Source organism: Streptomyces albireticuli, from assembly GCF_021228125.1.
GTDB lineage: Bacteria > Actinomycetota > Actinomycetes > Streptomycetales > Streptomycetaceae > Streptomyces > Streptomyces albireticuli.
Genome location: NZ_JAJQQS010000012.1, coordinates 55,594 through 80,619 on the forward strand (window position 1 = coordinate 55,594; position 25,026 = coordinate 80,619).

General features: G+C 72.3%; 22 protein-coding genes and 1 riboswitch. Of the genes, 5 read left to right on the forward strand and 17 right to left on the reverse strand.

Going from position 1 to position 25,026, the window contains the following annotated elements; translation table 11 throughout:
* Positions 1-183: 183 nt before the first annotated feature.
* From ligA to LUZ64_RS21785, 4 genes are read right to left on the reverse strand one after another with little or no spacing between them, the layout of a single operon-like run.
* Positions 184-2,427, reverse strand: coding sequence for an NAD-dependent DNA ligase LigA (ligA, locus tag LUZ64_RS21770; RefSeq protein WP_095580953.1), 2,244 nt, complete (start codon positions 2,425-2,427; stop codon positions 184-186).
* A 20-nt stretch (positions 2,428-2,447) separates the two neighbouring features.
* Entirely contained in the window at positions 2,448-3,470 is a 1,023-nt protein-coding gene (locus LUZ64_RS21775) for a methionine synthase (RefSeq protein WP_095580949.1), read from the reverse strand.
* Positions 3,471-3,511: 41 nt separating this feature from the next.
* On the reverse strand, positions 3,512-4,201 hold the full coding sequence (locus LUZ64_RS21780) for an SDR family oxidoreductase (protein WP_095580948.1): 690 nt from the start codon (positions 4,199-4,201) through the stop codon (positions 3,512-3,514).
* Between the two features lie 14 nt (positions 4,202-4,215).
* Positions 4,216-4,755, reverse strand: coding sequence for an LOG family protein (locus LUZ64_RS21785; protein WP_095580947.1), 540 nt, complete (start codon positions 4,753-4,755; stop codon positions 4,216-4,218).
* A gap of 201 nt (positions 4,756-4,956) precedes the next feature.
* Here LUZ64_RS21785 and LUZ64_RS21790 point away from each other — a divergent pair, with 201 nt between their 5' ends.
* Positions 4,957-5,571 carry a hypothetical protein gene (locus LUZ64_RS21790; protein ID WP_095580946.1) on the forward strand — a complete coding sequence of 205 codons (615 nt, stop codon included), beginning with the start codon at positions 4,957-4,959 and terminating at the stop codon, positions 5,569-5,571.
* 93 nt (positions 5,572-5,664) lie between these two features.
* On the opposite strand, the gene mnmA is transcribed toward LUZ64_RS21790, so the two are convergent.
* The 3 genes from mnmA to LUZ64_RS21805 form a co-directional block, all read right to left on the reverse strand.
* Entirely contained in the window at positions 5,665-6,831 is a 1,167-nt protein-coding gene (gene mnmA / locus LUZ64_RS21795) for a tRNA 2-thiouridine(34) synthase MnmA (RefSeq protein ID WP_232389961.1), read from the reverse strand.
* A 249-nt stretch (positions 6,832-7,080) separates the two neighbouring features.
* Entirely contained in the window at positions 7,081-8,250 is a 1,170-nt protein-coding gene (locus LUZ64_RS21800; RefSeq protein WP_095579876.1) for a cysteine desulfurase family protein, read from the reverse strand.
* A 483-nt stretch (positions 8,251-8,733) separates the two neighbouring features.
* Positions 8,734-9,699 (reverse strand): helix-turn-helix transcriptional regulator, encoded by a 966-nt coding sequence (locus tag LUZ64_RS21805; RefSeq protein ID WP_232389960.1) that lies wholly within the window; start codon positions 9,697-9,699, stop codon positions 8,734-8,736.
* A 159-nt stretch (positions 9,700-9,858) separates the two neighbouring features.
* Between LUZ64_RS21805 and LUZ64_RS21810 the strand changes: the two genes are divergently transcribed.
* Positions 9,859-10,461, forward strand: a complete 603-nt coding sequence (locus LUZ64_RS21810; RefSeq protein WP_095584648.1) for a TIGR03086 family metal-binding protein — start codon at positions 9,859-9,861, stop codon at positions 10,459-10,461.
* A gap of 272 nt (positions 10,462-10,733) precedes the next feature.
* Here LUZ64_RS21810 and LUZ64_RS21815 read toward each other — a convergent pair whose 3' ends face one another.
* The 10 genes from LUZ64_RS21815 to LUZ64_RS21865 all read right to left on the reverse strand — a co-directional run bounded on the left by LUZ64_RS21815 (position 10,734) and on the right by LUZ64_RS21865 (position 21,659).
* Positions 10,734-11,594, reverse strand: a complete 861-nt coding sequence (locus tag LUZ64_RS21815) for a thioesterase family protein (RefSeq protein ID WP_095583736.1) — start codon at positions 11,592-11,594, stop codon at positions 10,734-10,736.
* A 143-nt stretch (positions 11,595-11,737) separates the two neighbouring features.
* The gene (locus tag LUZ64_RS21820; RefSeq protein WP_095583737.1) at positions 11,738-12,397 is read right to left on the reverse strand and encodes a trimeric intracellular cation channel family protein; all 660 of its coding nucleotides are present in this window, start codon (positions 12,395-12,397) and stop codon (positions 11,738-11,740) included.
* Positions 12,398-12,439: 42 nt separating this feature from the next.
* Positions 12,440-13,480, reverse strand: a complete 1,041-nt coding sequence (locus tag LUZ64_RS21825; protein ID WP_095583749.1) for an ABC transporter ATP-binding protein — start codon at positions 13,478-13,480, stop codon at positions 12,440-12,442.
* A gap of 11 nt (positions 13,481-13,491) precedes the next feature.
* The gene (locus LUZ64_RS21830; protein WP_095583738.1) at positions 13,492-14,601 is read right to left on the reverse strand and encodes an ABC transporter ATP-binding protein; all 1,110 of its coding nucleotides are present in this window, start codon (positions 14,599-14,601) and stop codon (positions 13,492-13,494) included.
* Positions 14,598-15,596: an ABC transporter permease gene (locus LUZ64_RS21835; RefSeq protein WP_095583739.1), complete on the reverse strand. Its 999-nt coding sequence runs from the start codon at positions 15,594-15,596 to the stop codon at positions 14,598-14,600. Before LUZ64_RS21835 ends, LUZ64_RS21830 begins: the two co-directional genes overlap by 4 nt.
* Before the next feature lie 119 nt (positions 15,597-15,715).
* On the reverse strand, positions 15,716-17,491 hold the full coding sequence (locus LUZ64_RS21840; RefSeq protein WP_095583740.1) for an ABC transporter substrate-binding protein: 1,776 nt from the start codon (positions 17,489-17,491) through the stop codon (positions 15,716-15,718).
* Positions 17,492-17,614: 123 nt separating this feature from the next.
* Positions 17,615-18,610, reverse strand: a complete 996-nt coding sequence (locus LUZ64_RS21845) for an ABC transporter permease (RefSeq protein ID WP_095583741.1) — start codon at positions 18,608-18,610, stop codon at positions 17,615-17,617.
* A gap of 438 nt (positions 18,611-19,048) precedes the next feature.
* Positions 19,049-19,807 carry an enhanced serine sensitivity protein SseB C-terminal domain-containing protein gene (locus tag LUZ64_RS21855; RefSeq protein ID WP_095583750.1) on the reverse strand — a complete coding sequence of 253 codons (759 nt, stop codon included), beginning with the start codon at positions 19,805-19,807 and terminating at the stop codon, positions 19,049-19,051.
* Between the two features lie 144 nt (positions 19,808-19,951).
* On the reverse strand, positions 19,952-20,776 hold the full coding sequence (locus LUZ64_RS21860; RefSeq protein WP_095583742.1) for an enhanced serine sensitivity protein SseB: 825 nt from the start codon (positions 20,774-20,776) through the stop codon (positions 19,952-19,954).
* A gap of 166 nt (positions 20,777-20,942) precedes the next feature.
* Positions 20,943-21,659 (reverse strand): AAA family ATPase, encoded by a 717-nt coding sequence (locus LUZ64_RS21865; protein ID WP_095583743.1) that lies wholly within the window; start codon positions 21,657-21,659, stop codon positions 20,943-20,945.
* Positions 21,660-21,811: 152 nt separating this feature from the next.
* A riboswitch (glycine riboswitch) is annotated at positions 21,812-21,907 on the forward strand.
* Between the two features lie 146 nt (positions 21,908-22,053).
* Here LUZ64_RS21865 and gcvT point away from each other — a divergent pair.
* From gcvT to glyA, 3 genes are all read left to right on the forward strand, one after another.
* Complete coding sequence (gcvT, locus tag LUZ64_RS21870; RefSeq protein WP_095583744.1) at positions 22,054-23,178, forward strand: glycine cleavage system aminomethyltransferase GcvT; 1,125 nt, start codon at positions 22,054-22,056, stop codon at positions 23,176-23,178.
* 66 nt (positions 23,179-23,244) lie between these two features.
* Positions 23,245-23,622: a glycine cleavage system protein GcvH gene (gene gcvH / locus LUZ64_RS21875; RefSeq protein WP_095583745.1), complete on the forward strand. Its 378-nt coding sequence runs from the start codon at positions 23,245-23,247 to the stop codon at positions 23,620-23,622.
* A 38-nt stretch (positions 23,623-23,660) separates the two neighbouring features.
* The gene (gene glyA, locus LUZ64_RS21880; RefSeq protein ID WP_095583746.1) at positions 23,661-24,923 is read left to right on the forward strand and encodes a serine hydroxymethyltransferase; all 1,263 of its coding nucleotides are present in this window, start codon (positions 23,661-23,663) and stop codon (positions 24,921-24,923) included.
* Positions 24,924-25,026 lie beyond the last annotated feature (103 nt).

Sequence of the window (25,026 nt, forward strand, 5' to 3'; positions counted from 1 at the left end):
TGCCCACTGACTATGCGGGCATTACTCCGGCGGGGTGGCGACCTGGGTTCGAGTGGCCGTGGCGCGCTGTTCCGGTGCGGGGGCCGCGGGGGTGCGGGGAGGGGGCGGGGGTGCCGGAGGGGAGCCGCCGGACCGGAGCTTCCGGAGGGCCCGCTCCCCTCCCCCCGCCACGTGCCGCTCGGCTCACGGCTGTGCCACGGCCGCCTCGCGGGCCGCCTCGGGCCCCTCGGCGAGGAGCACGGCGAAGCCGTCCTCCTCCAGGACCGGGACCTTCAGCGCCATCGCCTTGTCGAACTTCGAGCCGGGGTTGTCGCCGACGATCACGAAGTCCGTCTTCTTGGACACCGAGCCGGTCACCTTGGCGCCCTGGCTCTGGAGGGCCTCCTTGGCGCCGTCGCGGGTGTGCGAGGCGAGCGTGCCGGTGACGACGACCGTCAGGCCGGCGAGGGGGCGCGGGCCCGCGTCCTCCGCGGCCTCCTCCTCCATCCGGACGCCGGCGGCGCGCCACTTCTCGATGATCTCGCGGTGCCAGTCCTCGGCGAACCATTCCTTGACGGCGGCGGCGACGATCGGGCCGACGCCCTCGACGGCGGCCAGCTCCTCCTCGCTCGCCTCCGCGATGCGGTCGACGGAGCGGAACTCGCGGGCGAGGACGGCGGCCGAGACGGGGCCCACGTGGCGGATGGACAGGCCGTTGATGATCCGGGCGAGGGGGCGCTGCCGGGCCGCCCCGATGTTCTCCAGCATGGCCAGGGCGTTCTTCTTCGGCTCGCCCTTCTGGTTGGCGAAGAAGGTGACGACCTTCTCCTCCCCCGTCTTCGGGTCGCGCTTGGGCAGGCCGGAGTCCGGGTCCACGACGTGGGACTTGATGGGCAGCAGCTGTTCGATGGTCATGCCGAACAGGTCGCCCTCGTCCCGCAGCGGCGGCTCGGCGGGCTCCAGGGGCTGGGTGAGCGCCGTGGCGGCCACGTAGCCGAGGTTCTCGATGTCGAGGCACTGGCGGCCGGCGAGGTAGAAGAGGCGCTCGCGGATCTGGGCGGGGCAGGCGCGGGCGTTGGGGCAGCGGAGGTCGATGTCGCCCTCCTTCATGGGCCGCAGCGGCGTGCGGCACTCGGGGCACTCCGCGGGCATCACGAACTCCCGCTCCGTGCCGTCCCGCAGGTCGGCCACCGGGCCCAGGATCTCGGGGATGACGTCGCCCGCCTTGCGCAGTACGACGGTGTCCCCGATGAAGACGCCCTTGGCCTTGACGACCTCCTGGTTGTGCAGGGTGGCGAACTCGACCTCGGAGCCGGCGACCGTGACCGGCTCGACCACCGCGTACGGCGTGACGCGGCCGGTGCGGCCGACGCCCACGCGGATGTCGACCAGCTTGGTGTTGACCTCCTCCGGGGCGTACTTCCAGGCGATGGCCCAGCGCGGCGCGCGGGAGGTGGAGCCGAGGCGCCCCTGGAGGGGGATCTCGTCGAGCTTGACGACGACGCCGTCGATCTCGTGCTCCATGGAGTGCCGGACGGCGGGGTCGCCGTAGTGGGCGATGAACTCCCGGACGTCCGCCAGGGACGCGACGACGCGGTTGTGCGCGGCCGTCGGCAGGCCCCACTCGCGGAGCAGGTCGTACGCCTGCGACTGGCGCTCGATGGCGAAGCCCTCGCGGGCGCCGATGCCGTGCACCACCATGTGCAGCGGGCGGGTGGCGGTGACCCTGGGGTCCTTCTGGCGGAGCGAACCGGCCGCCGCGTTCCGCGGGTTGGCGAAGGGGGGCTTGCCGGCCTCCACCAGGGAGGCGTTGAGCGCCTCGAACTTCTCCATCGGGAAGTAGACCTCGCCGCGGATCTCGACGAGCTCCGGGATCCGGTCGCCCTGGAGCCGGTCCGGGATCTCGGCGATCGTCCGGACGTTGGGCGTGATGTCCTCGCCGGTGCGGCCGTCGCCCCGGGTGGCGGCGCGGGTGAGCCGGCCGTGCTCGTAGGTCAGGTTGACGGCGAGGCCGTCGACCTTGAGCTCGCACAGGAAGTGGTACGCGGAGCCCTCGCCGACATCCTTGGCGACGCGCTCGGCCCAGGCGGTGAGCTCCTCGTCGTCGAAGGCGTTGTCGAGGGAGAGCATGCGCTCGCGGTGCTCGACCGCCGTGAACTCCGTCTCATAGGCCCCCGCGACCTTCTGGGTGGGCGAGTCCGGGGTGCGCAGCTGCGGATACTCCTCCTCCAGCGCCTCCAGGGAGCGCAGCAGCTGGTCGAACTCGGTGTCGCTGACGACCGGGGCGTCCTTGACGTAGTACCGGAAGCGGTGCTCCTCGATCTGCTCGGCGAGCCGCGCGTGCTGCTCCCGCACCTCCGCGGGTGCTCCGGCAAGCGCGGCCTCCGCCGCGAGCTTCTCGTCGCCGTGCTGTCCGCCAGCCACCGTCTCGTCCTCCCGTTGTTCCATGGGCGGGCCCGTGAGCGCCGTCACTCAGGGTTGTCCGCGAGCGATCTCGCCGCCCGGGCGCAGTGGGCGAGGGCCGTACGGGCATACGCGGGCGAAGCGCCCGCGAGCCCGCACGCGGGGGTGATCACCACGGACTCCGCGAGGGTCCCCGGCGACAGCCCCAGCCTGCGCCACAGCGTCCTGACACCCATGACGCTACCGGCAGGGTCTGACAATGGGCCGTCCACACCGGGCACCACACCGACGAACAGTTTGGTGCCCGCCTCCACGGCCTCTCCGACCGCCTCTTCCTCACGCTCGGTGAACAGCGAGAAGTCGAAGGAGACGCCCTGGACTCCGGCGCGGCGCAGCAGCGCGAAGGGCACACCGGGGGCGCACGAATGCACGACGGGGGACGCGCCGGTGGCCTCGCGCGCCACGGCCGCCAGGTCGCGCAGGGCGCCCTCGACGACGGCGCGGTCGACGGCCCGGTAGGTGCGGTAGCCGCTGGCGGTGCGCACCCGGCCGGTCAGCACGGCGGTCAGCGACGGCTCGTCCAGCTGGAGCACCACCGTGGCGCCGGGCACCCGGCGCCGTACGTCGGCGAGGTGTTCGCGCAGCCCTTCGGCGAGGGAGGCGGTCAGATCCCGGCAGGCCCCGGGGTCGCCGAGCGCCGCCTCGCCGCCGCGCAGCTCCAGGGCGGCGGCCAGCGTCCAGGGACCGACGGCCGAGACCTTGAGCGCGCCCTCGTACCCCTGGGTGAACTCCTCCAGGGCGTCGAGGTCCTCGCCCAGCCAGGAGCGGGCCCGCTTGGTGTCGCGGCCCGGCCGGTCGCCGATCCGCCAGCCGCTGGGCTCGACGCGGGCGAAGACGTCCACCAGCATCCCGGCGGTCCGTCCGATCATGTCCGCGCCGGGCCCGCGGGCGGGCAGCTCCGGGAGGTACGGCAGGGCCTCCAGCGACCCCGTGACGGTCTTCACGGCCTCGCGGGCGTCACCGCCGGGCATCGAACCGATCCCGGTGGCGGCCCCCGCGCCCCAGCTCACGTTGCTCTTCTCGCTCACCCAGGAAGAGTACGAGACGGGGGCCGCTCCCTCTCCCCGCCTCAGCGGCCGGGGCGGACCGTCAGGTCGTTGATCTCCGCGTCGCGCGGCAGGTCGAGCGAGAGCAGGATGGTCTTGGCGACCGACTCGGGGTCGATCCACCGCGAGGCGTCGTACTCCTTGCCCTCCTGCTGGTGCACCTTCGCCTGCATCGGCGTGGCCGTGCGGCCCGGGTAGACGCTGGTGACACGGACGCCATTGGCGTGCTCCTCGGCGCGCAGCGAGTCCGCGACGGCCTTCAGGCCGTGCTTGCTCGCCGCGTACACGCCCCAGTTGGCGTGGGCGTGCATGCCTGCGCCGGAGTTGACGAAGACGACGTGCCCCTGCGCGACCCGCAGCTGCGGCAGGAAGAGACGCGTGAGCTCGGCGGGGGCGATGAGGTTGGCGGCGAGCGTGCGGTTCCAGGCGCGGGTGGTCAGCTCGCCGATGTGGCCGAGGTCGCACACGCCCGCGATGTGCAGCAGCGAGTCGACGTGGTCGGGCAGGGTCTGCTGGCTCAGGGCCCAGGCGATCCGGTCGGGGTTGCCGAGGTCGGCGACGAGCGTACGGGCGCCGGGGAACCGGGCCGCGAGCTCCTTGGCCCGGCCGGCGTCGCGCGCGAAGAGGTAGAGCTCGTCGCCGCGCGCGAGCAGGTGGTCCGCGACGGCCTCGCCGATGCCCGAGCCGGCGCCGGTGATCAGGTGTGTTGCCATACCCCCACCTTGCCCTACCGCACTCCGGCCGACTCCTCCAGGTAGGCCAGGGCGCCCACCCCGTCCTCGGCGAAGAACACCAGGTCGGTGAGGGGAAGCGGCAGGAAGCCCTCCGCCTCCATGCGCTGGAACTGCCGCTTGAGCCCGTCGTAGAACCCGGCGGTGTTCAGCAGGACCACGGGCTTGGCGTGCATCCCGTGCTTCTTCAGCTCCAGGATCTCCGTCGCCTCGTCCAGCGTGCCCGTGCCGCCGACCATGATGACGACGGCGTCGCCGCGCGCGAGCAACTGCGCCTTCCGCTCGGCGAGATCCCTGGTGATCACCATCTCGTCGGCGCCCCGGCGGGCCTTCGCCGCGAGGAACTCGACGGACACGCCGACCAGCCGGCCGCCGCCGTCCTGCACGCCGTCGGCCATCACCTTCATCAGCCCGGACTCGGATCCGCCCCAGACCATGGTGTGCCCGCCCCGGCCGAGGAGCGTCGCGAACTCGCGGGCGGGGACGGTGTAGCGGTCGTCGAGGTCGGCGGCGGAGCAGAAGACGGTGATGTTCATACGGGTCACCGTACGCCGTCACCACCACCGCCCCCATCTGGCCGGTTTTGGGTGTTCTGCTGTCAGGGTTAGGGCCCCGTTCGGTTGCGGGTTCGTCACAGACAGCGGCCTGGTTTGGCGGCTTGTAAAGCCGTTGTTAGCCTGACGTGCGCTCGTCAAGCGAGCATGAATTCAAGCCACTTCTCGGGGGAGTTCTTCAGCGTGAAGCTTCGTCATGTCCGCGCCGCCGCGGTATTCGCCATTGCAGTCGTCGCTCTCACCGGTGCCCGCGGCAGCCACGGCGGCAGCTGTGGCGGCGGTTCCAGCCACGGCAGCAGCTCTTCCTCCGGCTCCGGCGGCAGCACGTCCGGGGGCACCAGCGGTGACAGCACCGGCGGCACCTTCGGCGGCTCGACCACCGGCGGCACGACGAGCTCGGGCACGACCAGCGGCACCACCTCCGGCACCAGCGGCGACTCCACGACCTCCGGCGGCTCCTCCACGCTGGGCTCGTCCGGCGGCAGCGGCAGCCGCAACAGCGCCATGCGGGACATCAAGATCGTCGACTGTGCGTACACCGACCGCCTCGGCATCACGGCGAAGCTGAGCGCCACCAACAGCAGCTCGACGCTGACCTACGACTACCGCCTCACGGTGAAGTTCACCGGCCCGGACGGCGCGCTCCTGTCCACCCGCAACCCGTCGATCATGTGGGTCGGCCCGGGTAAGACCAGCAACCTCGACGTGTCGACCCCGTACGTCCCCAAGGCGGGCGGCCCGACCAGCGGCGGCAAGTGCGAGGTCACGAACGTCACGCGGACGATCAACGGCCGCTGACGACCGCGCCGCGCGCGCCACGCGCCCCGAGAGACGACGCACCCGCCGGGCGGCCTGCCCGGCGGGTGCGGTGCGTCATACGGAGGCCGCGCCTCAGGCGCTCTGCGGCGTGCGCGCGGCGGCCCGCTCCGTGGTCGCGATCGTGGCCGAGCCGACCACGCGGGTGCCGTCGTAGAGCACGATGGCCTGGCCGGGGGCCACGCCGCGGACCGGCTCGGCGAAGGACACCCGGAGCTCGCCGCCGGTCAGTTCGGCCGAGACCTCCGTCTCGCCGCCGTGGGCGCGCAGCTGCGCGGTGTACGTGCCGGGGCCGGCCGGGGCCACGCCGCACCAGCGAGGCTTGATCGCGGTCAACGCGATGACGTCCAGGGCCTCCACCGGGCCGACCGTCACGGTGTTGTTCACCGGGGAGATGTCCAGGACGTAGCGCGGCTTGCCGTCCGGGGCCGGGTGCCCGATGCGCAGGCCCTTGCGCTGGCCGATGGTGAAGCCGTACGCGCCCTCGTGCGTGCCCACCTTGGCGCCGGACTCGTCGACGATGTCGCCCTCCGCCTTGCCCAGCCGGGACGCCAGGAAGCCCTGGGTGTCGCCGTCCGCGATGAAGCAGATGTCGTGGCTGTCCGGCTTCTTGGCGACGGCCAGGCCGCGCCGCTCCGCCTCCGCCCGGATCTCCTCCTTGGTGGTGAGCGTGTCACCCAGGGGGAACATCGCGTGGGCGAGCTGCTTCTCGTCCAGCACGCCGAGGACGTACGACTGGTCCTTCGCCATGTCGCTGGCGCGGTGCAGCTCACGGCTGCCGTCGCCCTTGAGGACCACCGTCGCGTAGTGCCCCGTGCAGACCGCGTCGAAGCCCAGCGCGAGCGCCTTGTCCAGCAGCGCCGCGAACTTGATCTTCTCGTTGCAGCGGAGGCAGGGGTTGGGGGTGCGGCCCGCCTCGTACTCCGCGACGAAGTCGTCGACGACGTCCTCGCGGAAGCGCTCGGCGAGGTCCCAGACGTAGAAGGGGATCCCGATCACGTCGGCGGCGCGGCGGGCGTCGCGCGAGTCCTCGATGGTGCAGCAGCCGCGGGCGCCCGTGCGGAAGGACTGCGGGTTCGCGGAGAGCGCGAGGTGCACGCCCGTCACGTCGTGCCCGGCTTCGGCGGCGCGGGCCGCGGCGACGGCGGAGTCGACGCCGCCGGACATGGCGGCGAGGACGCGCAGTCCCTTGCGGGGGGCCGTGGGGTCGGGGGCACCGGGGAAGCCGAGGGAATCAGTCATAGCGATACCAGGGTACGGGGTGTGGGGGCGGGGGTGGTGGGGGCGGCCGGTGGGGGTGCCGCTGCGCGGGGCCTTGTCCCCTACCCGCCCCTTCCCGGAACCGGGGGCGAGCCCCCGGGCCCCCTTTCCGCGCTCCGCGCGGTGGCCTCAAACGCCGGCCAGGCTTGATTTCGAGCGGTCGCGCGCTCCCCGCGGGCGGGCTCAGGCTCGCTCCCCCGCCGGGCCGGCTCGCGCCCGCCCCCCGCCGAGCTAGCTCAGGCCCGCCGAGCGCGCCCGCTCGACCACCGGGCCGATCGCGTCGGCCACCGCCCTTACGTCCGCGCGCGAGGACGTGTGCCCGAAGGAGAAGCGCAGGGTGCCGCGGGCCAGGTCCGGGTCCGTGCCCGTGGCGAGGACGACGTGGCTGGGCTGGGCGACGCCCGCCGTGCAGGCGGAGCCCGTGGAGCACTCGATGCCCCGGGCGTCCAGCAGGAGCAGCAGGGAGTCGCCCTCGCAGCCGGGGAAGGAGAAGTGGGCGTTGGCGGGCAGCCGGCCCGCCGGGTCGGGGTCGCCGCCGAGGACGGCGTCCGGGACGGCCGCGAGGACCGTCTCGATCAGCTCGTCGCGCAGGGCGCCGACCTCCCGGGCGTGCTCCTCCCGGCGCTCGGCGGCGAGGGCGCCCGCCACCGCGAACGCGGCGACGGCCGGCACGTCGAGCGTCCCGGAGCGCACGTGCCGCTCCTGCCCGCCGCCGTGCTGCACGGGTACGGGCGTGTACTGGCGGCCCAGCAGCAGGGCCCCGATGCCGTAGGGGCCGCCGACCTTGTGGCCGCTGACGGTCATGGCGGCGAGGCCCGAGGCCGCGAAGTCGAGGTCGAGCTGGCCGAACGCCTGCACCGCGTCGGCGTGCACGGGTATGCCGAACTCCGCGGCGACCCCGGCCAGTTCGCGGACCGGCATGATCGTGCCGATCTCGTTGTTCGCCCACATCACCGTGACGAGGGCGACGTCGTCGGGGTTGCGGGCGATCGCCTCCCGCAGGGCGTCCGCGTGCACCCGGCCGTAGGAGTCGACCGGGAGGTACTCGACGGTCGCCCCCTCGTGCTCGCCGAGCCAGTGCACGGCGTCGAGGACGGCGTGGTGCTCCACGGGGGAGGCGAGGACGCGCGTACGGGCCGGATCGGCGTCCCGGCGGGCCCAGAACAGGCCCTTGACGGCGAGGTTGTCGGCTTCGGTGCCACCCGAGGTGAACACCACTTCGCTGGGCCGGGCGCCGAGCGCCGCCGCGAGCGATTCGCGCGACTCCTCGACGGTGCGGCGGGCACGCCGGCCCGCGGCGTGCAGCGACGAGGCGTTTCCGGTGAGGGCGAGCTGGGCGGTCATCGCCTGCACCGCCTCCGGAAGCATCGGGGTGGTGGCGGCGTGGTCGAGGTAGGCCATGGTGCGCACGATTCTACGAGCTGGGGGGCGGGGGTGTAGCGGGTGTTCCCGGTCTGCGGGGGAACGGGGGCGGTGTCCGCGGCCGTGCCCTCGCGGCCGCCTTTCCCCGGCCCCGCCCCTTCCCGCTGCATCCGATGTGCGGCTCCGCCGCGTGGCGGGGAGGTCCCCGGGCCCCGTTCCGCGCTACCGCGCGGTGGCCTCGAACTCCCCCGGCTACCGCTGGGGGTGCCCCCGGCCGGGCTTGATCTCGCCCCTGCCCGAGGGCGACTTTCCCCCGTATCAAGGCGGCCTCCCCTCTGCCCGGGGGCCTTCTCGCCCGGTTCCGGGCAACGATTCAGCCCGTCTGGGGGCACCTCCTGGGGGCACCCCCAGCGGTAGCTGGGGGAGGTAGCCGGGGGAGTTTGAGGACCGGGGTCCGGGGAGGAGCCCCGGGTCGGGAAGGGGCGGGGTGGGGAAGAAGCCCCGCGCAGCGGCCCCCACCGTTCACGCCCGACCCCCACCCCCGCCGTACAGCTCCGCCGTCCGCCTCGCCACCCCCGCGAGGTCCTCCCGCACGGACTCCGGCCGGAGAACCTCCACATCCGGGCCGAAGGACAGCAGCTGCCGCGCCGCCCGGCCCTCCTGCAGGAGGAGTTCGACCGTGGCCGGATCACCGTCCGAGGGCGGTCCGGCGACCTGGTGGCCGAGGAGGCGGAGGAACATGCCGAGCCGGGCCCGCCGCACCGCCACCGTCACCCGGAACTCCGCTGGGCGCCGCTCGACCTGCCGCCGCAGTACCTCCCACGCGTCCGCCAGCTCCACGCCCGCCCGGTGGCGTACGGGCTCCTCGGTGACCTTCACGGCGGCCACCCGGTCGGCGCGGAAGAGCTGCGGCCGTGCGCGCCGGTCGGCGACCAGGTACCAGACACCGGCCTTGGCCACGAGCCCGTACGGATCGACGGTGTAGGTCTTCGGCTCGCTCTCGCCACCGTGGCGGTAGCGCAGCCGCAGCCGCCGGTCGGCGAAGACGGCGGCGTTCAGCTCGTCCAGCCGGACCTCGGCGGGCGGGCCGGTAAGCCAGCGGACGGGGTCGACGAGGATGCGCCGGCTGGTGGCCTCGGCGGCCGGGCGGTGCGGTGCGGGCAGCGCGGCCATGACCTTGCGCAGGGCGGAGCCGAGGGCCCCGTCGAGCCCCAGGTCGGCGTGCGCGCTCCGCGAGGCGAGGACGAACAGGGCCCGCGCCTCGTCGGCCGTCAGGCCGGTGACGTCCGTGCGGAAGCCGGGGAGCAGCGCGAGGCCGCCGTGCCGGCCCCGCTCGGCGTAGACCGGCACGCCGGCCGTGGAGAGGGATTCGATGTCGCGGTAGATGGTGCGTACGGAGACGTCGAGGCGCTCGGCGAGCTCGGTCGCGGTGACCCGGCCCCGGGTCTGGAGGAGCAGCAGTATCGACAGCAGGCGGTCGGATTTCACCCGCCAAGGATGGCCCGGGACGCACCCGGGAAGCGCCCGGGAAGGACTCGGGAAAACCTGACGGCCGTTGTCAGGTTAGGGCGGGACGCTCGGCACACGCCGGGAGCCGGAGACGGTTCCCGCTCCCCTTCCGTCCCGCACCCTCATCTGGAGATCCCCATGAGCGCCACGACCGACGTCACGACCGGCGTCACCGCCGACCCCCGCCCGCTCCTCGACCGCGCCGTCGCCCAGCTGGCCGGACTCGTCGCGGTCGTGCCCGCGGACCGGCTCGGCGACCCGACCCCCTGTACCGAGTTCGACGTCCGCGCCCTGCTCGGCCACCTCGTGGCGGGTGCGCACGACGGCGCGGAGCTGGGCGAGACGGGCACGGTCGAGTGGAGCGGGCCGCCGGAGGGCGTGGCGGACGACGGCTGGTCCGCCGCCTACGAGGAGGCCCGCGCGCGGCTGGTCGCGGCATGGGCGGACGACGCGAAGCTGGCGCGGACGGTGAAGGTGGAGTGGGGAGAGTTCCCGGGCGCGGTCTATCTGACGTCGGGGATGGTGCTGGAGACCGTCACCCACACCTGGGACCTCTCCCGGGCCCTGGGCCATCCGCTCCCGCTGGACCAGGAGCTCGCGGAGCTCATGCTGGGCTGGGCGGAGCGGTTCCTTCCGGCGGGACGGCGGGGTGAGGGGGTGCCGTTCGAGGCGGTGCGGCCCGTGCCGGCGGGGGCGGACGCGTACGACCGGCTGGCGGGGTGGCTGGGGCGCGAGGTCTGAACGGGGGTGGTGCGTGCCGGGAGGGGGCGCCTGCGGCGGGCTTGTTCCCCACCCCGCCCCTTCCCCAACCGGGACTCCGCCCCGGACCCCGGTCCTCAATCGCCGGACGGGCTGATTTTCAGCCCGGCCGGCGTTTGAGGCCACCGCGCGAAGCGCGGAACGGGGGCCTGGGGGCGAAGCCCCCGGTTACGGGAAGGGGCGGGTAGGGGACAAAGCCCCGCGCAGCGGCACCCACCCGCACCGGCCACCCCACCCGCACCCACCCCCGCCCCCTACCCCCGCGGAGTCACCGCCAGCTGCCGAGCCTGCGCCACCAGCCGATCCTCCGTGTCCCAGACCTCCACGTCCTCCTCCAGAAACCCGCCCGCCAGATTCCGCGTGGTCACCGTGACCCGCAGCGGCCCCGGCGCCGGACGGCGGCGGATGTGGGCCGTGAGTTCGACGGTCGGGACCCAGCCGGGCAGGCCCATCTCGAAGGTGGTCGGCGGCAGCGCGTCGACGGCCAGCAGCAGGGACAGCGCGTCGGCGGGCCGCCCGTCGGCGAGGCCGAACCAGCCGCGGGTCTCGCCCCGGCCGCTGGGCTCACCCTTGATCCAGTTCGCCGTGGCGGGGTCGAGGCGGAGGTCGAGGCGGCCGGTCAGTTCGCTGATCAGGTGGGGCGGGACGGCGTCGGAGCCGAGGCAGTGCTCCAGGGGCGGCATGGCGGGCGGCTTGGCCGTGGTGCGGACGTCGTCCGTCAGCGCGTCCAGGTCGCCGTAGGTCGCGAGGACCCTGATCCGCTCGACCTCGGTGCCGTCCTCGGCGAACTGGAACAGGCTCGCCTGGCCCGTGGAGAGCCTGCGGCCGGTGCGGGCCATCTGTGTGCGGACCACGGCGGGCCCGGACCGGGAGGTCGTCAGGTAGTGCGCGGTGATCGTGAAGGGGTCCGGGTGCGGCAGGGCGTCGCCCAGGGCGCGGCCCAGTACGGACAGGAGGTAGCCGCCGTTGACGGCGCCGAGGATGGTCCATCCCTCGGAGAGATCCACGTCGTACACGGCGGTGCCGGGGGCCGCGCCGTCGCCCTCGCCGGGCATCCGCGGACGGAGGGCGGTGTCCCGGTCGAACTCGCTGTTACCGATGGTTGCCTGTGCCATGATCCGACGCTACACCGGAAAGTTACTCATGGGTAGGCTTTTCGCGCGGTGTTCATGAAGGTTCAACAGGCGGGTTCGACAGGCACTGCGACAGCACCGCTCCCACACACCCCGAGCGCACCCCCGCGCACCCCGGACGCCCCTCAGACCTCCTCCGTCGCCGCACTCCGCCGGTGCCACGCCCGCGGCGCCCGCCAGTGGAACTTCATCGCCATCAGCCGCAGCACGAACGCCGTGAGCACCGGGGCCACGATCGTCGTCCCGTCGAGCGATTCGAAGTGGATCAGCAGCGCGGCCATCGCCGAACCCACCATGGCCGGCACCGCGTAGAGGTCGCGGTCCCAGCGCAGCAGCGAGGGCACCTCGTGGGCGAGGATGTCGCGCAGCACACCGCCGCCGACGGCCGTGGCCAGGCCCAGCGTGGCGGCGAAGGTGAGGCCGAGCCCGTGCTCGTACGCCTTGACCGTGCCGGCCACGCAGAACAGCCCGAGCCCCGCCGCGTCGAAGACCCCCACCGCCTTGGTGATGCGCTCGACCTCCGGGTGCAGGAAGAAGACGATCAGCGTGGCGAACAGCGGGGTCAGGAAGTAGCCGAGGTCGGTGAAGGCGGCGGGCGGCACCGCACCGATGATCAGGTCCCGCAGGAGACCTCCGCCCAGCGCCGTGACCTCCGCCAGCACCGCCATGCCGAAGACGTCGAAATTCTTGCGGACGGCGAGGAGGGCGCCGGAGATCGCGAAGACGAAGATCCCGGCGAGGTCCAGCGAGTGCTGGACGGAGGGACTGAACAGATCGGTGAGCACGCGACATTCTTACTCGTCCCGCACACACACTCGGACAGGCGCTCAGACCGTGGACACGGCCGCCACCGGCTCCGGTACGGACTCCGGGTGGTGGCAGGCCACCTGGTGCCCCGGCTCCAGCGCCACCAGCGGCGGCTCCTGCGCCTTGCACACCTCCGTCGCCTTCCAGCACCGGGTGTGGAAGCGGCAGCCGGACGGCGGGGAGATCGGCGAGGGCACGTCGCCCTTGAGCAGGATGCGTTCCCGCTTGATACGCCGTCCCGGGTCCGGCACCGGCACCGCCGACAGCAGCGCCTTGGTGTACGGGTGCATGGGCCGTGTGTAGAGGGACGAGCGGTCGGTCAGTTCCACCAGTTTGCCCAGGTACATCACCGCGATCCGGTCCGAGACATGGCGGATGACCGACAGGTCGTGGGCGATGATCACGTAGGTCAGGCCCAGTTCGGTCTGGAGGTCGTCCAGCAGGTTGACCACCTGCGCCTGGATCGACACGTCGAGCGCGGAGACGGGCTCGTCCGCGACCACCAGTTTCGGCTTGAGGGCGAGCGCCCGGGCGATGCCGATGCGCTGCCGCTGGCCGCCGGAGAACTCGTGCGGGTAGCGGTTGTAGTGCTCCGGGTTGAGGCCGACCAGTCCCAGCAGCCGCTGGACCTCCTTCTTCACCCCGCCCTCGGGCGTGATCCGCTGGAGCCGGAAGGGCGCGCCGACGATGGTGCCGACGGTGTGCCGGGGGTTCAGCGAGGAGTACGGGTCCTGGAAGATCATCTGTACGTCGCGGCGCATCGGGCGCATGCCCGCCACCCCGAGGTGGGTGATGTCCTTGCCCTGGAACTCCACGGTCCCGCCGGTGGGCTCCAGCAGCCGGGTGATCAGCCGGCCCATGGTGGACTTGCCGCAGCCGGACTCCCCCACCACGCCCAGGGTCTCCCCCGCCAGGACGTCGAAGGTGAGGCCGTCCACGGCCTGCACCGCGCCGATCTGCCGGCGGAGCAGCCCCTTGGTGATCGGGAAGTGCTTGACCAGGCCCTTCACCTTGAGGATCGGCTCCGGCCCGCCGGGCGCCTGCTGTCCGGGGATGCTCATCTCGTGGTCCTTCACAGCTTGGGCGCGATCTCTTCGGTCCAGATGCGGGTCCGCTCCTCCTGGGACATATGGCAGGCGGAGTGGTGCCGGCCGCCCTCGGCGCCGGCGACGGGCCGCAGCTCGGGGCGCTCGGTGCGGGTGATGCCGTCCGCGGGGACGTCGGCGTACGGGCAGCGCGGGTTGAAGGCGCAGCCGGACGGGACGTTGATCAGGCTGGGCGGGGAGCCCTTGACCGGGATCAGCCGCTCGGTCTGCTCCCGGTCGATCCGCGGCATGGAGCCGAGCAGCCCCCAGGTGTAGGGGTGCTGCGGGGTGTGGAAGACCTGCTCCGCCGGGCCGCGTTCGACGCACCGGCCGCCGTACATCACCAGGATGTCGTCGGCGAGCTCGGCGACGACGCCCAGGTCGTGGGTGATGACGATGACCGCCGAGCCGAACTCTTTCTGAAGGTCACGGATCAGGTCGAGGATCTGCGCCTGCACGGTGACGTCCAGGGCGGTGGTCGGCTCGTCCGCGATGAGCAGGTCGGGGTTGTTGACCAGTGCCATCGCGATCATCGCGCGCTGGCGCATACCGCCGGAGAACTGGTGCGGGTAGTCGTCCACGCGCCGGTCGGGCTGGGGGATGCCGACCCGGTCCAGGAGCTCGACGGCGCGCTTGCGCCCGGTCTTCTTGTCGACGTCGTTGTGGACGCGGTACGCCTCGACGATCTGGTGGCCGACGGTGAAGTACGGGTGCATGGCCGACAGCGGGTCCTGGAAGATCATCGCCATCTCGCGGCCGCGCAGCCGCCGCACCTCGTCCGGGTCGGCGGTCATCAGCTCCTTGCCGTTCAGCCAGATCTCCCCGGAGATCCGGGCCTTGCCGCGCCCGTACTGGCCGACGGTGTGCAGGCCCATGATGCCGAGCGAGGTGACGGACTTCCCGGAGCCGGACTCCCCGACGATGCCGAGGGTCTTCCCCCGCTCCAGCCGGAAGGAGAGCCCGTCGACGGACTTCACCAGGCCGTCGTCGGTGGGGAAGTGGATGCGCAGGTCGCGTACGTCGAGGTAGGCGGTGGGCGGCGCGGTGTCCGGGCGTACGGGCTCGCCGACGGCCCCCGTCTTGTGCAGGTCGGTCATGAGAGCCTCACTCGCGGGTCGATCACGGCGTACAGCAGGTCCACGACGACGTTGGCGAACACGACGGCGGAGGCCGTGATCAGGGTGACGCCGAGGATCATCGGCAGGTCCCGCTCGTTGATCGCGGTGACCGCCGCCGCGCCGAGACCCTTGATGCTGAAGGCGGTCTCGGTGAGGATCGCGCCGCCGACCAGCGCGCCCAGGTCCATGCCGAGGATGGTGAGGATCGGGGTCATGGTGGAGCGCATCGCGTGCTTGCCGATGACCACCGGCTCCCGCAGTCCCTTGGCGCGGGCGGTGCGGATGTAGTCCTCCCCGAGGACCTCCAGCATGGTGGCCCGGGTGAGGCGGGCGTACATCGCCGCGTAGAGGAAGGCGAGGGTGACCCAGGGCAGGATCATCCCCCGGAACCACCCCACCGGGTCGTCGCCGAACGCGGTGCCGGCGCTCTCGGCCCAGCCGAGCTGGTACTTGAAGACGGCGAGGGAGAGCAGCGCCGTGAAGTAGATCGGCAGCGAGACGCCGGCCAGCGCCACGGTCATCGCGGTGCGGTCCCACAGGGTGCCGCGCTTGAGGGCGGAGACGACCCCGGTGAGGACGCCGCCGATGACCCAGAGCACACAGGCGCCGCCCGCGAGCGTCAGGGTGACGGGCAGCTTGTCCTTGAGCTCGGGCCAGATGGGCAGGTCGTGCTTGAAGGAGTAGCCGAAGCAGGGGGCCGGGCAGTGGGCGCTCGTGCCGCCGCCGCTGTAGTCACGGCCGGCGAAGAGTCCGGAGACGAAGTCCCAGAACTGGCCGAGGATGGGTTTGCCGAGGCCCAGCTTCTGCCGGATGCCCTCGATGGCCTCCGGGTCCGCCTGTTTGCCGACGTACATCAGCGCGGGGTCGGTCCCGGTGAACTTCGGGATCGCGAAGAAGATGCCGAAGGTCACGAGGATGACGACGAGCAGCATCACGATGGCGGCGAACAGTCGCCTGACGATGTATGCGAACACAGCGGTCGGCCCGGCGGCGGCCGGGGAGCCTCCCGGTGAGGGGCTCCCCGGCCGCCGCGCTCGGCCATCACCTGCCCTTCGGGCCTAGCGGCGGGCGCGCCGGCGGAGCGGACGGACGGTCATTTGACGACACCCAGCGAGGCGTAGTCGTAACGGCCGTTCCAGGCGTCGGCCGTGTAGACGTTGGTCAGTCGCGAGCTGCGCCAGATGATGTTCTTCTCGTAGGTGAAGGGCAGGTACCAGGCGCCCTCCATGACCTTCTTGTTGGCCTCCTGGAAGATTTTTCCGGCCTTGGCCGGGTCGATCTCGGCGATGGCGTCGTCGAAGAGCTTGTTGATCGCGGGGTCGTTGAGCTCGGGGTAGTTCTGGTTGCCGCTCTGCTGAATGAAGCGGCCGTCCGCGATCGGCTGGAGGAAGCCCTGGCCGCTGGCGAAGTCGGCGCCCCAGCCCATGATGATGATCCCGTAGTTCTTGGCCTTGACGTTCTGCGGCGAGCCGATGATGCCGGTGGACTGGGCGCCGTCGTACTTGTCGATCTGCGCCTCGATGCCGATGGCCTTCAGGGACGCCTGGAGGGACTCGGCGGTGGCCACCTCGGCGAGCTTGTTGTTGCGGACCGCGATCGTGGTCGAGAAGCCGTTCGGCTTGCCGCAGGCCTTCAGCTCCTCCTTGGCCTTGGCGATGTCGGGCTTGCCCTGCTTGAGCTTGTACGGGTCGTAGGACTCGTCGAAGCCCACGACGGCCGGCGGCAGCATGCTGAGGCCGATGTCACCGCCCGCCTGGGGGCCGCCGCGCGCGGTCTGGAGCGAGGTGTGGTCCGCGCCGTAGATGACCGCCTTGCGGCAGTGCTCGTTGTCGAACGGCGCCACGGTCTTGGGGAAGGCCGCGTAGCGGATGAATCCGGTCTGCGGGTTGTCGACGTTGCCCTTGTGGGCCTTGAGGGCCTTCTGGCGGCCCGCCGAGCCCATGCCCGTCGCGTTGATGTCGAGGTCGTAGTCACCGGCGAGCAGCCGGCTGTCCATGTCCTCGGCGTTGGTGATCAGGGTGAGGGAGATCTTGTCCGGCAGGGCCTTGCGGACCGGGTCGGAGGCCTTGTCCCACTTGTCGTTGCGGACCAGCTCCAGGCCCTTGTTCGGACCGTACGAGACGAACTTGTACGGGCCGCTGGAGAACGGCTTGAGGCCGTAGCGCTCCGCGGTGTCCTTGTCCGGGCGCACCGGGGCGGCCGCGGGCAGCGCCAGCATCTGGAGGAAGTCGCCGTTGGGTTTGGGCAGTTTGAAGACGATCGTCTTCTCGTCGGGCGTCTCGATCGCCTTCAGGCCCAGCTTGTCCTTGCTCTGGTCCTTGTACGGGCCCTTGTACTCCTTGTCCGGGTCCAGGACCTGCATCAGCCAGGTGGGGCCGCCGGAGATCTTGTCCGTGGCCCAGGTGCGCTCGATGCCGTACTTGATGTGCTGGGCGGTGATGGGCTGCCCGTCCTCCCAGGTCAGACCGGGGCGGAGGGTGAAGGTGTAGGTCTTCTTGTCGTCCGAGATCTTGCCGGTGTCGGTGGCCATGTCCGGCACCACCGTGGTGCTCTCCGGGCCGGGGGCGGCCTTGGCGGTGACCAGGGTGCGGGTGTAGTAGCGGGCGAAGTCCCACATGAATCCGTAGTAACCGCGCTGCGGGTCCCAGGAGTCGGCGTCCTGCGTGCCGATGAACTTCAGCTCGCCGCCCTCCTTGTCCGAGGGCGAGGCCACCTTGCCGATGCCCGCGTTGAATCCCGCGGCCTTGCCGTCGCCGCCGCCGTCGTCCTTGCCGCCGCCACCGCCGCAGGCCGCGGTGGAGACCAGGGCCGCGACCACGAGGGCCGCCCCTGCGGCCGCCCTCCGCCTCGAAGTTCTCTGGGTTGTCACGATGCAGCGACCTCCGTGATCGACGCCGCCCGGGGAACGGGCCGGCGGTTCGGTAGACGGCCTCCTGACGGATCGACAGGGGCACTCTCATACGGGGGAGTTCAGGGCGTGTTACGGGCGTGACTAACGGGAGCCCTTGGGGTCCAGGGCGTCCCGCACCCCGTCACCGAAGAGGTTGAACGCCAGGACGGTGACGAAGATGGCGAGACCCGGGATGATCATGAACAGCGGGTCGGCCTCGTAGTGGTCGACGGCCCGGGAGAGCATGTCGCCCCAGGAGGCCGTGGGCGGCTTGACGCCCGTACCGAGGAAGCTGAGGGCGGCCTCGGTGAGCACATTGGTGGGGATCATCAGCGTGGTGTAGACGGTGATCGGCGCGACCAGGTTGGGCAGCAGCTCCCGGAGCAGGATGTAGCCCCGCCCGGCGCCCAGGCTGCGCGCGGCCTCCACGTACTCCCGCTCTCTGAGCGAGAGCGTCTGGCCGCGCACGATGCGCCCGATGTAGGGCCAGCCGAAGAAGCCGATCACCACGATCAGCACCCCCATGCGGACGCCCGAACCCGTCAGCCCCCAGAGGGAGTCGGGGACGACGGAGACCAGCGCGATGATGAAGAGCAGCTGGGGGAAGGCCAGCAGCAGGTCCATGAGGCGGCTGACGACCGTGTCCACCCAGCCCCCGAAGAAGCCCGCGACGATCCCGAACAGCGTGCCCAGGACGACCGCGACGACCGCCGCGAGGAAGGCGACGAGCAGCGAGACCCGCGCCCCGTAGACGATGCGGCTGAACACGTCGCGCCCGTTGCGTGGTTCGACGCCCAGGAGGAAGTCCGAGTTGATGCCGCCCCAGGAGCCCTTGGGCACGCTGAACAGCGGGTCGATCTCCTCCTCGTGGAACTCGTTCGGCGGGTGCCCGAGGACGCTCACGATCAGCGGCGCGAAGACCGCGACCAGGATCAGCAGCAGGACGACGACCCCGCCGGCCAGCGCCAGCTTGTCGCGCTTGAGGCGGATCCAGGCGATGCGCCAGGGGGAGCGGCCCTCGATGGCCTCGGCCGGGGCGCCGGCGGTGACATCGACGGCCGCGGTCTCCGCGCCCGTGTCGTGCAGTGGTGCCGTCATCGTCTGGAGGACCCCTCTCGGCCGGTGCTGGCCGGCCCGACGCCCAGCGCGCATGCGACTGGTTCACATCACTGGTGCGAAAGGTGCGATGGTGCGGTGCGTACACGCGGAGCAGGTCGTACAGAGGACCGGAGGTCCTTGTGGGCGGGAGTCTTCAACGGCCCCGCGATCACCCGCCAGCCCTCATTCACAAAGGATGCGCAACCGTGATGTGCGGAGAGGGCTTCCGTTATCTGGACAGCGCGGATCCGTCGGCGGGCCGGCCGACGGGCCCCCGACCGGCCCCGGACCGGCCGCTGACGAGCCGCCACCGAGCCCCCGACGAGCCGCTGCCGAAGCCCCGACGAGCCGCTGCCGAGCCCCCGGCGAGCCTTTTCCGGGCCGCCGCCGCGCCCCTGACGCTCCGTGGACGGAGGGTGGACGGCGGATACGCGCCGGTCAGTACGCGCCGGTGCGGCCGCCGCCCTGGGGTGGGTAGCCGTAGCCGGCCGCCGGGGCGGGCGCGCCGCCGCCGTAGGCGTCGCGGTCGAAGAAGGGGCGGGCGTTGGCGCGCATCCACATCGCGACGGGGTCGTGCTCGTCGGACATCGCGACCGTGGACACCGGCAGCCCCTCCGGCACCGCGCCGACCGACTGCCGCATCATCGACCGCACCGATTCCACGGCGGCCGGGGAGGTGTCGTAGAGGTCGAGCCCGATCGCCAGGTACGGGCTGCCCAGGGAGGGCTGCACCCAGGCGCGGCGCAGCGCCCGGACCGCGGGCGTGCGGTGGGCGTTCTGCCCGAGCAGGGCGTAGAACTGCGGGATCTCTATCGCGGGCTCGCTCAGCAGGAGCGGGCCGGCCGGCAGCCGGTCCATGCCGGCGGCGATCCGCCGCAGGTCGAGCCAGGGCACGCCGACGCCGCCGCCGGGGGCGTGCGGGTTGAGCCACAGGCCCCAGCGGCCGGGGTAGAGGGAGGTGGCGACGGCGTGGCCGGAGATCACCTCATGGGCGCGGTTCCAGCCGCTGGCGGCGAGCTCCTGCGCGGAGGTCACGCACGGGGCGTAGCCGAGGCCGTCGACCTCCATGTTGCCGTACTGGGCGTCGGGCGCTCCGGACTGCCCGTGCCAGAGCAGCATCCAGACGGTGCCCTCGGCGAGGGCCCTCAGCAGGCCCTCGTACGCGTCGTACCGGCCGGGCGCCACTTGGCGCAGCATCTGCTCCACGCCGCTCTCCGCGCCCGCGCTCACCTGGGTCCGCCTCTTCTCTCGGCCGTCTCTCCACCGCAGCGGGGCACGCCGACGCACCCCCTGCGGTCATCCAACCAGCTTACGAGCCCGCGGCGGCGAGCAGGAGAGGAGTCACAGGTCACGGTCGTAGAACGGGCGGATCCGGGAGCGCATCCGGTCGGTGACCGGGTCCTGCGCCACGTCGAGGAAGACGAGCTGGACGGGCCAGGGCACGGGCACGGCGCCGAGGGCGCGGCCGAGGGCGTCCATGACGGCGCCGCGGCTGCCCGGGTCGGGCAGGTCGAGCTCGACGCCGACGAAGAGGGCCGGGGCGCCGCCCTCGACGCTGGCGAGGGCGCGACGCGCGGTCCGGACGACCCGGGCGGCGGCGAACTCCAGGCCGGCGGCGGCGAGGAAGGCGGTGGGCTCGTCCTGCCAGTCGGGCTCGAAGAGGCGGACCCGGCCGCCGGTGGCCCCTCCGCCATGCCCGTCCAAGGGGGTGCGGCCGGCCCGGCAGAGCGCGGCGACGGCGGGCGGCGGGAGGGGCACGCCGACGGCGCCCTCGGGGTTGACGACGATGCCGACCTGCGGCGGCAGGCCGCGGGCGAACTCGACGGCCGGGGCCACGGCGAAGGACATCCGGTCCCCGGCGACCCGCAGGAACTCGCCCTCGGAGCTGAAGACCGGGACGAACGCCGCGCCGTCGAGCTCCACGGTCGGCAGGTCGAGGTCGGGGCTGGCGGGGCCGCCGCCGTTGGGCAGCGGGACCCAGACCTGGCTGCGGCCGAGCACCTCGACGATGCGGGGGCCGGCGTCGGGGACGCCGAGGGAGGCGGCTAGCACCGCTTCGAGCTCGTTGGCGGGCCACCCGGGGTGGGTGCCGCCGCTCGGGGCTCCGCCGGGGGTGCCGGCCGGGGTGCCGCCATGGGTGCCGTCGTACTGCTGGGGGATGCTCATCTCTTCCAACGCCGTTCAACCACCGTCTCGCCACGTCTTGTGCGGGCCGCAAGCGCACTTTAACGGGAGTGCCGTGGTCGCCGCCGCCGCAGGCGAGGACGTCCACGGGGCGTGATCGGTTGCGCGCCGCCACCGGGACCTTCCGGCGGCATCCCAGGGGGCTCCCTCAGCCCGCTCCCTCCGGAAAAGGGCGAACCTCCTCGAACGCGATCCGTCGCAGCGTGTCCGCCGCCTCCCGGTCGAGCACCACCGCGGACGCCGTCCCCCACGGCAGCCGGCCCGCCGCCGCCTCCGCCACCAGGCGGGACATCGCCCTCCGGTGGCGGCCGAAGGCGCGCGGGGAGACCCGGCGGCCGCGGGCGGCCTGGCCGGCGAGGGCCGTACCGGGGGCGACGTCCAGCAGCAGGAGGTGGACGGCGCGGCCGCGCCGCCGCGCGTCCCGGGCCAGCCAGCGGCGCACCCAGCCGCGCTCACCGCAGTCGTGGACGACGGCGCTGGAGCCGGAGCGGAGGGCGCGGCGCAGGGCCGCGTAGTGGGCGAGGCGGGCGACGGGGCGGTAGAGCCCGTACGGCAGCCGGCCGGGCAGCCTGCGCTCCAGCCGCTCGCGGGAGTCCTGGGAGTCGACGCACCACACCAGGCCGCCCCGGTCGTCGAGCGGTGGCACCACGCGCCGGATCAGCGTGGACTTCCCGCTGCCCGGCAGGCCGGAGACGATCAGCACGTCGCCCGGGGGGAAGCGCAGCTCCGCCCGGCCCGCGCCGTCGCGCAGATCGAGCACCCCGGCCCGGCCGCCGGGACCGCCCGGGTCGTCCCGTCCGTCGCGCGCCGGACAGCCCCGTGGCGCGGGCTCCGCCCGTCTCACTCCAGCGCCCCGCGTCCCCATGACGTTCGCCCTCCCCCGGTCCGGTCCCTGCCCCCTACCCACGAAATGTAAAGAAAAGGTAATGCAATTAAGAGGGCCGTGAGCAGTCTTTCGCGGGCCGGTCCATGCAATGATGTGCGCGCCAAGCGCATACCAACTGCATACCGGCCGCTCGAATCCGCGCGGGAGAGTTCCAGCCGTCCCGTGCTGGACGCCGAAGGAGCAAGTTCCTCCCTTGAATCTCTCAGGCCCCGTACCGCGTGGGTGAGGCAGATCTGAAAAGCGGGCCGCCGTGTGCGGCCCCACCCAAGGTGCAAGCCGGGGCCCCGCGTGTCGACGCGGCTCCGGTGAACCTCTCAGGTTCCGATGACAGATGGGGAGGACGTCCTCACCGCCATGCCTGGGAGCCCACACCATGACCGACGCCCCTCGCCGTACGGCCCTCGACGCGCTGCACCGCACGCTCGGCGCCACCATGACCGACTTCGCCGGCTGGGACATGCCCCTGCGGTACGGCAGCGAGCGTGACGAGCACGTCGCGGTCCGCACCCGCGCCGGCCTCTTCGACCTCTCCCACATGGGCGAGATCACCCTCACCGGCCCGCAGGCCGGCCAGGCCCTCGACTTCGCGCTCGTCGGCAACCTCTCCGCGCTGGCCGTCGGCCGCGCCCGCTACACCATGATCTGCGAGGCCGGCGGCGGCATCCTGGACGACCTGATCGTCTACCGGCTGGCCGAGCAGGAGTACATGGTCGTCGCCAACGCCTCCAACGCCCAGGTGGTGCTGGACGCCCTGACCGAGCGCGCCGCCGGCTTCGAGACCGAGGTGCGCGACGACCGGGAGAACTACGCGCTGCTCGCCGTCCAGGGCCCCGAGGCCCCGGGCATCCTGAAGTCCCTCACCGACGCCGACCTGGACGGGCTGAAGTACTACGCGGGCCTGCCGGGCACCGTCGCGGGCGTCCCGGCGCTGATCGCCCGTACGGGTTACACCGGCGAGGACGGCTTCGAGCTGTTCGTCGCGCCGGGCGACGCCGAGCGGCTGTGGCGGGCGCTGACCGACGCCGGCACCGGCGCGGGCCTGGTGCCCTGCGGCCTCTCCTGCCGCGACACGCTGCGCCTGGAGGCGGGCATGCCGCTGTACGGGCACGAGCTGACGACCGCGACCACGCCCTTCGACGCGGGCCTGGGCCGGGTGGTGAAGTTCGACAAGACCACGAACGACGGCGACTTCGTCGGCCGGGAGGCCCTCGCGGCCGCCGCCGAGCGCGCCGCGACCGCCCCGCCGCGCAAGCTGGTCGGACTGATCGCCGAGGGCCGCCGGGTGCCGCGCGCGGGGTTCTCCGTGGTCGCGGACGGCGCGGTGGTGGGCGAGGTCACGTCCGGCGCCCCCTCCCCCACCCTCGGCAAGCCGATCGCCATCGCGTATGTCGACGCCGCGCACGCCGCGCCCGGTACAAAGGGTGTGTCCGTGGACATTCGCGGCAGCCATGAGCCTTACGAGGTCGTCGCCCTGCCCTTCTACAAGCGCGAGCGCTGACCCCTTCCGTCCCACCTGTCAAGACCCGTTGCACAAGCACCCACGCGCATCCAGGAGAATCAAGCCATGAGCAACCCCCAGCAGCTGCGCTACAGCAAGGAGCACGAGTGGCTGTCGGCCGCCGAGGACGGCGTGGCGACGGTCGGAATCACCGAGTTCGCGGCGAGCTCGCTCGGTGACGTGGTCTTCGCCCAGCTCCCGGCGGTCGGCGACACGGTCACCGCGGGCGAGTCCTGTGGCGAGCTGGAGTCGACCAAGTCGGTCAGCGACCTGTTCGCACCGGTGACCGGTGAGGTCACCGAGGCCAACCAGGACGTCGTGGACGACCCCTCGCTGGTGAACTCCGCCCCCTTCGAGGGCGGCTGGCTGTTCAAGGTGAAGATCACGGACGAGCCGGACGAGCTGATGTCGGCCGACGAGTACACCGCCTTCACCGCAGGCTGATCCCGCCCTCCTCCGCCCAGGAAGTCCAGGAAGAACTCATGTCGCTTCTGAACAGCTCCCTCCATGAGCTCGACCCCGACGTCGCCGCCGCAGTCGACGCCGAACTCCACCGCCAGCAGTCCACCCTCGAAATGATCGCGTCGGAGAACTTCGCTCCGGTCGCCGTCATGGAGGCCCAGGGCTCGGTCCTCACCAACAAGTACGCCGAGGGCTACCCGGGCCGCCGCTACTACGGTGGCTGCGAGCACGTCGACGTCGTCGAGCAGATCGCCATCGACCGGATCAAGGCGCTCTTCGGCGCCGAGGCCGCGAACGTCCAGCCGCACTCCGGTGCGCAGGCCAACGCCGCCGCGATGTTCGCGCTGATCAAGCCCGGCGACACCATCCTGGGCCTGAACCTCGCCCACGGCGGTCACCTGACCCACGGCATGAAGATCAACTTCTCCGGGAAGCTCTACAACGTGGTCGCGTACCACGTCGACGAGCAGACCAGCGTGGTCGACATGGACGAGGTCGAGCGCCTCGCCAAGGAGCACCGCCCGAAGCTGATCATCGCCGGCTGGTCGGCGTACCCGCGTCAGCTGGACTTCGCGGCCTTCCGCCGCATCGCGGACGAGGTCGGCGCGTACCTCATGGTCGACATGGCCCACTTCGCGGGCCTCGTCGCCGCGGGTCTGCACCCCAACCCGGTGCCGCACGCCCACGTCGTCACCACGACCACCCACAAGACGCTGGGCGGCCCGCGCGGTGGTGTGATCCTCTCCACGGCGGAGCTCGCCAAGAAGATCAACTCTGCCGTCTTCCCCGGTCAGCAGGGTGGTCCGCTGGAGCATGTGATCGCCGCCAAGGCCGTTTCCTTCAAGGTCGCGGCCAGCGAGGAGTTCAAGGAGCGCCAGCAGCGTACGCTGGAGGGCGCCAGGCTCCTCGCGGAGCGCCTGGTGCAGCCGGACGTGGCCGAGGCGGGCGTCTCCGTCCTCTCCGGCGGCACGGACGTGCACCTGGTCCTCGTGGACCTGCGCAACTCCGAGCTTGACGGTCAGCAGGCCGAGGACCGCCTCCACGAGGTCGGCATCACGGTCAACCGCAACGCCATCCCGAACGACCCGCGACCGCCGATGGTCACCTCGGGTCTGCGGATCGGCACGCCGGCGCTGGCCACCCGCGGCTTCCAGGCCGAGGACTTCCGTGAGGTCGCGGACATCATCGCCGAGGCGCTGAAGCCGTCCTACGACGTGGCGGCGCTGCGCGGCCGCGTCACCGCCCTGGCGGACAAGCACCCGCTGTACGCCGGTCTGAAGTAACAGAGCGGCACCGGATTCACCCGTTGGTTCGGGGCACTGGGCACACTGGAAGGTGAGCCCGGTGCCCCGAACCACGTCAGCACCGCAGTACCCCTGCGTCACC